The 13,721-nt window shown below is 61.1% G+C and carries 10 protein-coding genes; 9 read left to right on the top strand and 1 reads right to left on the bottom strand.

What is annotated here, in order from left to right:
* From JQ845_RS21355 to abaF, 9 genes are all read left to right on the top strand, one after another.
* The coding region (locus JQ845_RS21355) for an RHS repeat-associated core domain-containing protein (RefSeq protein ID WP_203009435.1) at positions 1-3,596 on the top strand (3,596 nt) is incomplete at its 5' end.
* A gap of 417 nt (positions 3,597-4,013) precedes the next feature.
* Positions 4,014-4,832: an ABC transporter substrate-binding protein gene (locus JQ845_RS21360; RefSeq protein ID WP_003445213.1), complete on the top strand. Its 819-nt coding sequence runs from the start codon at positions 4,014-4,016 to the stop codon at positions 4,830-4,832.
* Between the two features lie 11 nt (positions 4,833-4,843).
* Positions 4,844-6,616: a cis-3-hydroxy-L-proline dehydratase gene (gene lhpI / locus JQ845_RS21365; protein ID WP_203009436.1), complete on the top strand. Its 1,773-nt coding sequence runs from the start codon at positions 4,844-4,846 to the stop codon at positions 6,614-6,616.
* The gene (locus JQ845_RS21370; RefSeq protein WP_003445208.1) at positions 6,609-7,274 is read left to right on the top strand and encodes an amino acid ABC transporter permease; all 666 of its coding nucleotides are present in this window, start codon (positions 6,609-6,611) and stop codon (positions 7,272-7,274) included. The genes lhpI and JQ845_RS21370 overlap by 8 nt, the downstream gene beginning before the upstream one ends.
* A 10-nt stretch (positions 7,275-7,284) precedes the next feature.
* Entirely contained in the window at positions 7,285-7,935 is a 651-nt protein-coding gene (locus JQ845_RS21375) for an amino acid ABC transporter permease (RefSeq protein ID WP_003445205.1), read from the top strand.
* A complete protein-coding gene (locus tag JQ845_RS21380) occupies positions 7,928-8,650 on the top strand; it encodes an amino acid ABC transporter ATP-binding protein (protein WP_003445202.1) in 723 nt (240 codons plus the stop codon). Before JQ845_RS21375 ends, JQ845_RS21380 begins: the two co-directional genes overlap by 8 nt.
* 9 nt (positions 8,651-8,659) lie before the next feature.
* Entirely contained in the window at positions 8,660-9,688 is a 1,029-nt protein-coding gene (locus tag JQ845_RS21385) for a trans-3-hydroxy-L-proline dehydratase (protein ID WP_010656606.1), read from the top strand.
* Positions 9,689-9,823: 135 nt separating this feature from the next.
* A complete protein-coding gene (locus JQ845_RS21390; protein ID WP_003445196.1) occupies positions 9,824-10,741 on the top strand; it encodes a dihydrodipicolinate synthase family protein in 918 nt (305 codons plus the stop codon).
* 68 nt (positions 10,742-10,809) lie between these two features.
* Positions 10,810-12,204: an MFS transporter gene (gene abaF / locus JQ845_RS21395; protein ID WP_203009437.1), complete on the top strand. Its 1,395-nt coding sequence runs from the start codon at positions 10,810-10,812 to the stop codon at positions 12,202-12,204.
* 460 nt (positions 12,205-12,664) lie between these two features.
* Here abaF and JQ845_RS21400 read toward each other — a convergent pair whose 3' ends face one another.
* A complete protein-coding gene (locus JQ845_RS21400) occupies positions 12,665-13,672 on the bottom strand; it encodes an Ldh family oxidoreductase (protein WP_160627509.1) in 1,008 nt (335 codons plus the stop codon).
* Positions 13,673-13,721: the final 49 nt, after the last annotated feature.

The following is a 13,721-nucleotide window of genomic DNA, read 5'->3' on the forward strand; positions in this document are numbered from 1 at the left end:
TCAAGCAGACCCGATATCGCTATCAATCCCTGCCCGTGCGTGGGGATGCTCCCGGGTTTGCATTGCCGACATTTGTCCAGAGCAGTGAAGAGCGGTTGCTGCTGGTTGAGGGCAATCAGTCCACCGAACTGGGCCGCTCGACGCAAAATTTCATTAACGATCCGACCTCGCCCCATCACGCTCGCATGCTCAGCGAAACCCAGACGGTAGAGGGTAAAAGCACTACCCGGGTTTACAGCTACAGCCTGACCCAAGCCCCAAACGCCCGCGCACTTGAGCGCGCAGTCCTGCAGGAAAAGGTCACCATTACAGGTCACGATGGCCAGTCAACTGTTGCGCAATCGTCGCAGGATCTGTACTCCGGCCTGATGGTCACCGAGCAGACCGATGAGCTGACGCGCCTGGCCTTTGCCCACGATCCCCTGGGCCGTGTAACTCAGGAAGTCGCGGCTCCGGATTCAGCCTTCGAGGCCAAGGTCAACTGGGTCTATTCGTTGTCAGCGAACCAGCGCTGCCAGACCCGAGTCGGCGCTTCCGGACGTAAGGAAACTGTCTGGCTCGATGGTATGGCCAGGGAAATCCGCCGGGAAAAACAGACCGACAGCGGTGAGACCTATACCGCCTGGACCGCCGAATATGACGTGCTGGGCCGGGTGTTCCGTGAAACCAGCTACGACCCGGGTAACGAAGACGTTCCTGCCCTGATCCTGACCACTGAACGCACCTTTGATGACTGGGGCAATGTGCTGACTGAAACCGGCGCAGACGGTATCACCCAACATACCCTGGCCGACCCGGTAGCCCTGACCGGAACCCGCTGGCAGACCGACGCCAAGGGCGTGGCCGGGGCCAAAACCGTGACCAGCCATAGCCTCGATGGACGCCCCCTTAAAGAACAACTCTATTGCGCCGATGGCGTACTTCAGCACGAACTTAGCTGGAGCTATGACGGCCTTGGCCGCTGCATCAGCCAGTCCGATGCCATGGGCCTGGAGACCCGACAGCAGTGGGATGTCCTTGACCGACTGCTGTCCACCACCCTGCCCGACGGCAGTGTCATCAAGCGCACCTATGCCGAAGGGCACGATGGTGAATTGCCGGCCACGGTCTCGATCACTCATCCGTCTTTGGGCACTAATGAAGTCCTGCTGGGCGAGCGTAAATACGATGGCCTGGGCCGACTGGTATGGGAAAAGGTCGGGCAGAGTGTCTCTGAATGGGAATATGCCGAAGGAGAAATCCACGCCCATACCCAGGTTCTGCCCGACGGTACCCGGGTGCAGAGTGAACACCAACCGGAACTGGGCGGCGCGTTGCTGTCGCTGCAAGCGCCCGGGATCAGCGTATTCAATAAATACGATCCGTTAAGTGGCCGTTTGCTGGAAGCCCAAGGCAATCTGGGTCTGCAAAAAGATCACTGGTCACCGTCCGGCCAACTGAACAAAGCCGACTACGCCTGGCAAGGCGATCAGCCGCGCTCGCAACAACAAAGCACCACACCGGCGGGCAAAGTCACGCGCCTGACCGATGCCGACGGTGCCGAGCAGCGCTGCCAGTACGACGAATTGGGTCGCTTGATTCAACAGCAAGGCCCTGACGTCACGGTCAGCGTGACCTACGATGCGGCCTCGCGGATTCACCAGCAGCGAACCCTATCAAACGATGGCTCGCGGGACATGACCGTAACCCTGGGCTACGACAGCCTGGGCCGTCCGGCCCGTCGAGAAACCTCTACCCGAACGCCGAATGCACAGCATGTAGAAGTGCAAACCCAGCAATGGCGCAAAGACGGCAAGCTGACCCGGCGCGAACTGACCCGTGACGGCACACTGGTGCGCGGTGAAAGCTTCGACTACGACAACCGCGCACGGATGATTACCCATCGTCTGAGCGGTCATGACTTACCGAAGGATGCCCACGGCCACCCTTACCGCGAGCAACACTTCCAGTACGACGCCCTCGACAACGTCCTGCGTCTGGAAACGGTGTTTGCCGACGCCAGCGCCAGCAATATCAGTACATTTACCTACAACCCCGCCGATCTCACCCAGCTGCTTAGCCTCAGCCACAGCCGAAGCGATTACCCGGCACCGGTAACCCTGGAGTACGACGCCCTCGGCAATCTAAAACGCGACGAGCGCGGTAATCCGCTGCACTACGATGCCCTGGGCCGACTGATCGGGGTAACTCTGCCTACCGGCGAACGCCGCTGGCACTACGGCCCGGCGGGCAACATCATCAAGACCGAGGATCTGCGCGGCCCGCGCTGGCGTTACCACACCGGCGGCCAGCTCAGCTGCGAGCTGGGTGAAGACACTCAAACCCGCTGGGTACGGGCCGGCGCTGTTCCCGTGGCAGAAAGTCGACTGGCATCGGCAGTGCGCGAAGTCATGCTGCTGGGCACCGACGCCCAAGGTTCAGTGACCACAGAAGCCCAGGACGCTATCCACACCCCCGTCTACAGTGCCTACGGCGCGAGCGCACCGGGCATTGGCAGCCTCGGCTACGCCGGCGCCTTGCGCGAACAGGACAGCGGCTGGTACTTCCTGGGTGATTACCGCATCTATAACCCGGTGCTGATGCGTTTCCACAGCCGTGACAGCCTCAGCCCCTTCGGCGAAGGCGGCCTCAATGGCTATGCCTATTGCGCCGGCGACCCGGTCAACCGCATCGATCCGTCGGGCCATTCGTGGCTGGACTGGCTGTTGCCGGCGGCCGGCATCGCCCTGGCCGTAATCGGCACCGTGGCTTCCCTGGGTGCATTGGCAGCGCCCACTGCGGCGCTGACCGCCAGCTATGTAACGGCGGTCACCACCGCGACCTTGAGCGTGGTGTCGCTGGCAGCGGACGTGGCCTCGATAGCCTTGCTGGCCAGTGGCAATGAAAACGCCGGACGGATTCTGGGCTGGGTGGGCATGGCAACGGGGCTGGCTTCGGCGGCCCCGTCCATGGCCGGGGCCGCGGCCAAGGGGGTTAAAAGTGCCGGCAAGTTCGTGGGTAGCTGGCAGCATAAATTGCAGCATGCAGGGGGCGTTCCCGGGGGTAACCGAGCATTTCAAGGAGGAGCCAGTGCAAGTCCACGACTGGGTCAAGAGGCTCGTCATGCGTTAACTGCGGATGACTTGCGATATGTCCGACAGCACTTTGATATGCCCCAGGAGTTGACAGGCGTACGTCTGAACGAAATGCCGGACCTGGTGATGCAAAATATCATCGGCCGCTTGCCTGGCTCGGACCTGGTCTCGTTGTCACAGACATCCAGCACTATGCGCGCATCGGTGCAAAGAAATACGCACGCAATCCAGGGGCAGCTACCCACTCTCCACAGCGCCCCCCAGGAAGCCAATCGAGCCTACGTCAACTACGTACAAGAGACATGGCTGGGCAGGACTAATGGTGTGTTGCCGGAGCAAATCCCCCAGGCAGGTATTTCACCTTTCGCAACCACTCATATCAGTCATATCTCAAATAATGGATACGCCGCAGTTCCTGACATCCAGAGCAGCATTCAATACAAGAATCTGCTGCGGGTCAGAAATGCCCAGGCACAACAGCGGGAATGGGAGGCGGCGCTGCGCTCGATCCGACTGGAATAACCCCATGTGCAGTGCACATTGAACAGGTCAGACACAAGCAATCGCTGGCTAGCCAGCTCCCACAGAAAAAGCCCGAGCGAAACCTTGCCGGCTAGCCAGGCTCCCACAGATGGTTTGCAGCACTTCGTCTGACGGACATCCACGGGCTTTTGCCGGATACAAGGCAAAAGCCCGTGCCATCAGGCGGCAGGTGTTCCTTTATGGGGCAATCCCCCCACTGTTGCTCCCTTCTGTAACACCCCTCCCACCCCACACGCCCTGCACCACTGCCCAGTGCAATCACGCACACCATCAAAACCGGACGCGGCACTTAATTGTGGCACCCAGGAAAAATCGGCACACGAATTGCTAAATAAATATCGTATACGAAATCCATAATCCATTATTCAACAGCATTCCTACACTTGCGAGGCGTCCATGAAAAACCCCGTATTTGCCGTAGCTCTCAGCGCTGTTATCAGTAGTTCCTTCATCGCCACCGCCCAGGCCGACAAACTCGACGACATTATTGGCTCGGGCAAACTGCGCTGCGCCGTAACCCTGGACTTCCCGCCCATGGGCTCCCGGGATGAAGCCAACAAGCCGGTGGGCTTTGACGTGGACTACTGCAACGATCTGGCGAAAGTGCTGGGCGTGGATGCCGAAATTGTCGAAACCCCGTTTCCGGACCGGATTCCGGCGCTGGTCTCCGGACGCGCCGACATCATCGTGGCCTCCACCTCCGACACCCTGGAGCGGGCTAAAACCGTCGGCCTGAGCATTCCTTACTTTGCCTTCCAGATGGTGGTGCTGACCCGCGACGACACCGGGATCAACAGTTTCGCCGACCTCAAGGGCAAGGCCCTGGGCAATACCAGTGGCACCTATGAAGCCATTGCCCTGGAAAAAGACGTGAAAAGCTGGGGCAGCGGCTCGTTCCGGGCCTACCAGTCGCAGAACGACACCCTGCTGGCCGTTGCCCAGGGCCATATCGAAGCCACTGTGGTCACTAACACTGTGGCCGCCGCCACCCTCAAGTCAGGCAAATACAAAAATCTGAAAGTCGCGGGTAACGCGCCCTACGTGGTCGATTACGTGTCCCTGGGGGCCAAGCGCAACGAGTACGGTCTGCTCAACTACCTCAACCTGTTCGTCAACCAGCAAGTGCGCACCGGGCGTTACAAGGAGCTGTGGGTGAAATGGGTCGGCACCGAGATCCCGCCGGCGAACCTGACCGTACCTGACGTGTACTACTGAGGTCGGCCAGCATGTCGAGGATCACTTCTCTCAACGGCCGCAGTCTGATCAGCGGCGCGGCCCAGGGCCCATTGTTGTTCGCTGATGTGGGGCTGAGCTTCTGGGGCGGGGTCGAGCCGTTCACCGGGGAGGTGATTGACCGTCACCACCCCCTCAGCGGCGAGCACCTGGGCGGGCAGATACTGGCGATTCCCAGTGGTCGCGGCTCCTGTACCGGCAGCAGTGTGCTGATGGAGCTGATCAGCAATGGCCACGCCCCCGCGGCTCTGGTGCTGGCCGAGGCCGATGAGATTCTGACCCTTGGCGTGCTGGTGGCGCAGACCCTGTTCGAACGCTCCCTGCCGGTGCTGTGCATCGGCAACGAGGCCTTCGCCCGCTTGCGCGCCGGGGCATTTGCCCGGGTCGAGGGAGACCGGGTCAGCCTGTTCGATGCTCCGCCGGACGATGGCTGGGCGCCAGCGCTCAACGAGGCACAACACCAGGAACCGGTCTGCTCGATCGAGCTGACCCGACACGACCGCGCCCTGCTCGACGGTGAGCATGGCAAGGCCGCTCAGGTGGCCATGCAGATTGTGCTGCGCATGGCACAGCTACAGGGCGCTGAACAGCTGCTGGACATTAGCCAGGCGCATATCGACGGCTGCATTTATACCGGGCCTGCCAGTCTGCGCTTTGCCCGACAACTGGTGGAATGGGGCGCCAAAGTACGGGTGCCCACTACCCTCAACTCAATCTCTGTCGACCAGCGCCGCTGGCGCGAACTGGGGGTCGACCCGGCTCTGGGTGTGCCCGCCAGTGCCTTGGGCGATGCCTATATGGCCATGGGCGCACAATTGAGTTTTACCTGCGCCCCCTATCTGCTGGACAGCGCACCCAAGGTCGGCGAACAGATCGTCTGGGCCGAATCCAACGCAGTGGTCTACGCCAACAGCGTGCTAGGCGCGCGCACCCTTAAATACCCCGATTATCTGGACATTTGTATCGCCCTCACCGGCCGCGCGCCCTTGATTGGCTGCCACCTGGAGGATCAGCGCAAAGCCCGGCTGCAAGTCGAGCTGCCCGCCCTGGGCGAGCTGGACGATGCCTTCTACCCGCTGCTGGGCTACCACATCGGCGCCCTGGCCGGCAGCCGTATTCCCTTGATCCTCGGGCTGCAAGACAGGCAGCCGGATCTGGACGATCTCAAGGCGTTCGGTGCGGCCTTTGCCACCACCAGCGCCGCCCCGCTGTTTCATATCGCCGGGGTCACACCCGAGGCCCTCGACCCGGCACAGGTACTGGATGGCCCGGTGCCGGTGGTCACCATCAGCCTGGCGGACCTGTTGCACAGCTGGTACGAACTCAACAGTGCCAGTGACCCCGGGGTGGACGTGGTGTCCCTGGGCAATCCGCACTTCTCCCTCAGCGAGTTCGCGCGTCTGGCCGGCCTGTGTCAGGGGCGGCACAAACACCCCGAGGTAGCCGTGGTCATCACCTGTGGCCGCGCGGTGCTGGAGCAGGCCCGCGCAGCCGGGCATATCGCGGTGATCGAAGGCTTCGGCGCGACCCTGATCAGCGATACCTGCTGGTGCATGCTGGGTGAACCGGTGATTCCCTGCGCGGCCACCACCCTGATGACCAATTCAGCCAAGTACGCCCACTACGCACCGGGACTGGTGGGGCGCAAGGTGCACTTCGCCAGCCTCGCCGAATGCGTGAATGCCGCCTGCAGCGCCAGGGCCGACGGCGGTCTGCCGCAATGGCTGCCAGCGGCGGCCTCACAGGAGATACCCGCCCATGTTTGATTACACCTTTCAATGGCGCTCAGCCCTGCGCGCCTTGCCGGACATGCTGGCCGGGGCCCTGGTGACCTTTGAGACCGCAGCACTGTCGATGATCTTCGGGGTGTTGATCGCCCTCGCGCTGACGGTCATGCGCGAAACCAAAAACCCGCTGTTGCGCGGCATCGGCAACGGCTGGGTCTCCATCGCCCGCAACACTCCGTCGCTGTTCCAGATCTATGTCCTGTACTTCGGGCTCGGCTCCCTCGGCCTGCATGTCAGCTCATGGATCGCGCTGCTGGCCGGGATCACTTTCAACAATGCCGGTTACCTGGCCGAAAACTTTCGCGGCGGTCTCAAGGCCGTGCCCGAAACCCAGGTGCGGGCTGCGCGCTCGCTGGGCATGAGTGCCTTCCAGACCTACCGCATGATCGTGGTCCCGCAGCTGTTGCGCATCGTGTTCTACCCGCTGACCAACCAGATGGTGTGGGCGGTGCTGATGACCTCGCTGGGGGTCATCGTCGGATTGAACAACGACCTCACCGGCGTCACCCAGGACTACAACGTCAAAACCTTTCGCACCTTCGAATACTTCGCCATTGCTGCGGTGCTGTATTACCTGATTGCCAAGGCGATCGTTGCGGTAGCCCGGCTGATGGCCTGGCGTCTGTTCCGTTACTGAGGACGTGAGCATGTTTTCCACCAGCTTTACCTGGAATGACTTTTTATTTTTGCTGGAGGGCGCCTGGGTCACCTTGCAACTGACCGCCTGGGCGATCCTGCTGGGCACCCTCGCCGGGCTGCTCTTCGGCCTGTTGCGGGCCCTGTTGCCAAGGGCCAGCCTGCCGCTGGCCTGGGTCCTGGACGTGTTTCGCAGCGTGCCATTGCTGATCCAGTTCGTATTGTTCAACTCGCTCAAGAGCATCATCGGCCTGAACATCAGTGCCTTCAGCGTCGGCTGCATTGTGCTGGGGGTATACGCCGCCGCGTACTTCACCGAAATCGTGCGCAGCGGCGTCCTGGCGGTGCCCTTCACCACGCGCCGGGCCAGCCGCTCGCTGGGGCTGAGTTACCTGCAGGACCTGCGCTACATCGTGCTGCCGATCGCCATGCGGGTAGCGTTTCCCGGCTGGCTCAATCTGGTACTCAGCGTGATGAAAGACACCGCGCTGGTGATGTGGATCGGCATCGTTGAACTGCTGCGCGCCTCGCAAACCATCGTTACCCGTATCCAGGAACCGATGCTGGTGTTGTGCATCGCGGGGCTTATCTATTACGTCATGAGCCTGGTGGTCGCCCGCCTTGGCGCTCGTGTGGAAAGAAGGTGGCAAGAAAATGATTGAGATCGACAACGTCTACAAATCCTTCGGCGATCTGGAAGTGGTCAAGGGCGTCAGCCTGACGGTCAACAAGGGCGAAGTGGTTTCGATAATCGGCGGCTCCGGCTCCGGCAAGTCGACCCTGTTGATGTGCATCAACGGCCTGGAGCCGATCCAGAAAGGCCATATTCGCGTAGACGGGATCGAGGTGCACGACAAGGCCACCGACCTCAACCGGCTGCGGCAAAAAATCGGCATCGTGTTCCAGCAATGGAACGCCTTCCCGCATCTGACCGTGCTGGAGAATGTGATGCTGGCCCCGCGCAAGGTACTGGGTAAAAGCAAGGCTGAAGCCGAAGCCCTGGCGGTGCAACAACTGACCCATGTCGGCCTTGGCGACAAGCTCAAGACCTTCCCCGGCAAACTGTCCGGCGGCCAGCAGCAGCGCATGGCCATCGCCCGCGCCCTGGCCATGTCTCCGGACTATATGTTGTTCGACGAAGCGACCTCGGCCCTCGATCCGCAACTGGTGGGCGAGGTGCTGGACACCATGCGCATGCTGGCCGAAGACGGCATGACCATGGTCCTGGTGACTCACGAAATCCGCTTTGCCCGTGATGTCTCCGACCGGGTGGCGTTCTTTCGCAATGGCCTGGTGCACGAGATCGGCTCCCCCGATCAAGTCATCGGCAACCCCCTGCATCCTGAAACTGCAGCATTCCTCAAATCTGTGAAATAGGAGAAAACCATGCGCTCATCCAAAGTCATTCATGTGGTCAGCTGTCACGCCGAGGGCGAGGTCGGGGACGTGATTGTCGGCGGCGTCGCGCCGCCACCCGGTGCCACGGTGTGGGAACAGTCACGCTGGATCGCCCAGGATCAGACACTGCGCAATTTTGTCCTCAATGAGCCCCGCGGCGGGGTGTTCCGCCACGTCAATCTGCTGGTCCCGGCCAAGGACCCGCGGGCGCAAATGGCCTGGATTATCATGGAGCCTGCCGACACCCCGCCGATGTCGGGCTCCAACTCGATCTGCGTGTCCACGGTGTTGCTCGACAGCGGCATTTTGCCCATGACCGAACCCCAGACCAGGCTGATCCTCGAAGCCCCGGGCGGGCTGATCGAAGCCGTGGCCGATTGCCGCGACGGTAAGGTTGAGCGGGTCGAAATCAAAAACGTGCCCTCCTTCGCCGACCGGCTGGATGCCTGGATCGAAGTTCCGGGGCTGGGCTCGATCAAGGTCGACACCGCCTATGGTGGCGACAGTTTTGTCATCGCCGATGCCCGGGAGCTGGGCTTCTCCATCACCCCGGACGAAGCGGCAGAGCTGGTGGCGGTGGGGCTGAAAATCACCCATGCGGCCAATGAGCAATTGGGCTTCGTGCACCCGCTGAACCCTGACTGGTCGCATATTTCTTTTTGCCAGATCGCCGCACCTGTGGTGTACGAGCAAGGCATCGCCACTGGCGCCAACGCCGTGGTCATCCGTCCCGGCAAGATCGACCGTTCGCCCTGCGGCACCGGGTGCTCGGCACGCATGGCGGTATTGCAGGCCAAAGGGCTGTTGCAGGTCGGGGAGCGTTTTATCGGTCGCTCGCTCATAGGTTCCGAATTTCATTGCCGTATCGACTCCATGACCGAAGTCGCCGGGCGTGCAGCGATCTATCCGTGCATTTCCGGGCGGGCCTGGATTACCGGCACCCACCAGCATCTGCTGGACCCGAGCGACCCTTGGCCACAGGGCTATCGTCTGTCCGATACCTGGCCAGGCGCCTGACCCTCCCCCGGTAACCCTTCTGTAGGCGCAAGCTTTTCACAGCACAGCGCCCGAGCGAGGGCCTGCAGAGAGCAAAAAGTACCGACGTTTAAAATCGTATACGAAATACAATTACAACAGCAGAGGCAACAGACAATGAGCAAACCCATAAACTGGAGTGGTGTCTTTCCAGCGGTAACCACTCAATTCAACGATGACTTCACAATCAACCTGGACAAGACCCACCAGGTGATTTCCAACGTCATCCGTGACGGCGTATCTGGTCTGGTGGTGTGCGGTTCGGTGGGGGAAAACACCTCGCTGAGCGCCGAAGAAAAAATCGCCGTGACCGAGGTTGCAGTGGCCGCCTCCGGCGGTCGGGTGCCGGTTATCTGTGGCGTTGCCGAGTTCACAAGCGTGCAAGCCGCCAAAGTGGCCAACGCGGTGCGCAAGGTCGGCGTTGACGGTGTGATGTTGATGCCGGCCCTGGTCTACGGTTCCAAGCCGTTCGAAACCGCCGAGCATTATCGCTACGTGGCCAAAAACGCCGACATCCCGCTGATGGTGTACAACAACCCGCCCATCTACAAAAACGACGTGACCCCGGAAATTCTTATCTCCCTGTCCGACTGCGACAACGTGGTGTGCTTCAAGGACTCCTCCGGCGACACCCGTCGTTTTATCGACATCCGCAATCAGGTGGGCGACCGCTTTGTGTTGTTCGCCGGTCTTGATGACGTGGTACTGGAAAGCCTGGCCGTGGGGGCTGAAGGCTGGGTCTCGGGGATGTCCAACGTGTTCCCCAAGGAAGGCGAGACGATTTTCCGACTGGCCAAGGCCGGACGCTTTGCCGAAGCCATGCCGATCTATGAGTGGCTGATGCCGATTCTGCACCTGGATGCCCGTGCCGATCTGGTGCAGTGCATCAAGCTGTGCGAAGCGATTGCCGGGCGCGGCAGTGCGCTGACCCGCCCGCCGCGTCTGGCCCTGCCACAGGCTGATCGCGAGTATGTGGAACAGATCATGGCCAAGGCCCTGGCCAACCGTCCGCATCTGCCGGACGTCGGTCTTTAAGTGATTGCCGGGGGGCTCTGACTGCCCGCCCGGCTGCCCGTTTTAGCGCACCTACAGGAAGTGCCAGCATGTCCACTCAATCCTCTCACGCAACCACCAGCCCTGCGGGACTCAAACGTGTCGTGGCCGCAGCCATGGCCGGTACCGTCGCCGAATGGTATGAATTTTTTCTGTATGGCACCGCCTCGGCACTGGTCTTCGGCCAGTTGTTTTTCCGCCAGACCGACAGCCCGATCGACGGCATCATCGCGGCCTTTGCCCTGTATGCAGTGGGCTTTCTCGCCCGGCCGATCGGCGGCCTGGTGTTCGGTCACTATGGCGACAAGTTCGGCCGCAAACGCCTGTTGCAACTGAGCCTGGTGGTGGTCGGCATCACCACCTTCCTGATGGGCTGCCTGCCCGGCTTCGATACCATTGGCTACGCCGCACCGGTGCTGCTGGTGTTGCTGCGGCTGATCCAGGGCTTCGCCTTTGGCGGGGAATGGGGCGGCGCCATTCTACTGGTTTCAGAGCACTGCCCGGATAACCGCCGGGGCTTTTGGGCCAGTTGGCCGCAAGCCGGAGTTCCCGCCGGCAACCTGGTGGCTACCGTGGCGTTGCTGCTGTTGTCGACCACGCTTTCGGAGGAGCAATTCCTCTCCTGGGGCTGGCGTGTAGCCTTCTGGTTCTCGGCGGTGGTGGTGCTGATCGGCTACTGGATTCGTACCAGCGTCGACGATGCGCCCATCTTCAAGGAAGCCCAGGCCCGTCAGGCCCAAAACAAACAGCAGGAACTCGGGGTGATTGAAGTGCTGCGTCACCACTGGCGCTCCGTGCTGGTGGGTATCGGTGCACGGTTTGCAGAAAACATTCTGTACTACACCGTCGTGACCTTCTCGATCACCTACCTCAAGCTGGTGGTGCACAAGGACACCTCCGAGATTCTGTTTTTGATGTTCGGCGCGCACCTGCTGCACTTTTTCATGATCCCGCTGATGGGTTACCTGTCTGACCTGGTGGGACGTAAACCGGTGTATCTGGTCGGGGCGGTGCTCACCGGGTTCTGGGGCTTTGTCGGATTTCCGATGATGGACACCGGCAATAACTGGCTGATCATGGCGGCCATCACATTGGGCCTGGCGATAGAGTCGATGACCTATGCCCCCTATTCGGCGTTGATGGCCGAGATGTTCCCGACCCATGTGCGCTACACCGCGCTTTCGCTGTGCTATCAGGTGGCGCCGATTTTCGCCGGTTCACTGGCACCGCTGATCGCGATCACCCTGCTCAACAAGTACCACAGCTCGACGCCGATCGCCTGGTACCTGGTGGGAGCGGCGCTGATCTCGATTATGGCTGTGGGCCTGACCCGTGAAACCCGGGGCAAGTCGCTGCATCAAGTGGATGCGGAATCGGCGGCGCGCATATCCGCGCTGGATGGCAATGCACAGACCACAGCCCGTCGTGGAGACTCACTGGCCTGAAGTACTGCGTTGAAACATTTGAAACATTTGAAACCTTGAAACCTTGAAACCTTGAAACCTTGAACTGTAGGAGCGAGCTTGTCTCGCGAGCTTTTCATCGCAATGACAAAAAGCTCGCGAGGCAAGCTCGCTCCTACAGACAAGCTCGCTCCTGCAGAAGACGAGCTCGTTTGGGTTGATTGGGCAAGTCGCTGCATCAGGTAGATGCGGAATCGGCGGCGCGCATATCCGCGCTGGATGGCAATGCACAGACCACAGCCCGTCGTGGAGACTCACTGGCCTGAAGTACGGCGTTGAAACCTTTGAAACCTTGAAACCTTGAACTGTAGGAGCGAGCTTGTCTCGCGAGCTTTTTATCGAAATGACCAAAAGCTCGCGAGGCAAGCTCGCTCCTACAGGCAAGCTCGCTCCTGCAGACAGGCTCGCTCCTGCAGAAGACGAGCTCGTTAGGAGTGATGGCTCAGGATTTCAGCGCCAGCAGGTCGTGGTACAGGGCTTCGGGAATCTGTACCCCTTCCACCAGGCTGCGCGCCCGGGCTTCATAACGGCGCTGCGACGGCAATCGTGCACCCTGCCCTTCGATACTTTCGAACAACACCTCGGCCCGGGCCAGATGCTGCTCGGTGGCGGCCCCCAGAAAACGCTGCGGATCCAATGCGATGATCAATTCACCATGGTACGGCGACGACTTGCTCCCCGCGTCCCAGGCCAGTGACTCGGCACTGGTCAGGTCACCGATCAAGGGCCCGGCAATCAGTTCCACCATCGCCGCCAGCGCCGAGCCCTTGTGCCCGCCAAACGTGAGCATCGCTCCCGTGTCCAGTACCACATTGGCATCAGTGCTCGACTGGCCATGGGCATCAACCCCCCAGCCCTCGGGAATCGCCTTGCCCGCCCGTCGGTGCAACTCGATATCGCCACGGGCGATGGCGCTGGTGGCGAAGTCGAATACAAACGGATCCTTGCCCGCACGTGGCCAGCCGAAGGCAATCGGGTTGGTGCCGAATACCGGCTGGCTCCCGCCCGCCGGCGCAACCCAGGCATGGCTCGGGTTACAGGCCAGCGCCACCAGACCGGCAGCGGTCAACTGCTCGATCTCCACCCACAATGCGGAAAAATGCACACAACGATTGATCGCCAGTGCGGCAATCCCGTTGGCCCGGGTCTTCTCTTGCAGTAACGGCAAACCCGCCTGAAACGCCAGCTGGGAAAAACCGCCCGCTGCATCCACCCGAACAATGGAAGGTGCCTGGTCGATCACCCGGGGTTCGGCATCGGCCGAGACCTTGCCCGCACGCAGTGAATTGACACAGCCCAGCACCCGATACAGGCCGTGGGAAGCGCAACCATCGCGCTCCCCGGCAAGTACCGTGTCACTCACTGCGCGGGCATGGGCCGGATTGAAACCGTTATGCAACAGGATGGATTCGGCCAGCTCTTTGGCTTGGACCAGGGACAGTCGGATCATGATCATCTCCTTGAACAGACCCACCAGACTGGCCCATTCAAGGGGTTGC

Source organism: Pseudomonas paraversuta, assembly GCF_904063065.1.
Classification (GTDB): Bacteria; Pseudomonadota; Gammaproteobacteria; order Pseudomonadales; family Pseudomonadaceae; genus Aquipseudomonas; species Aquipseudomonas paraversuta.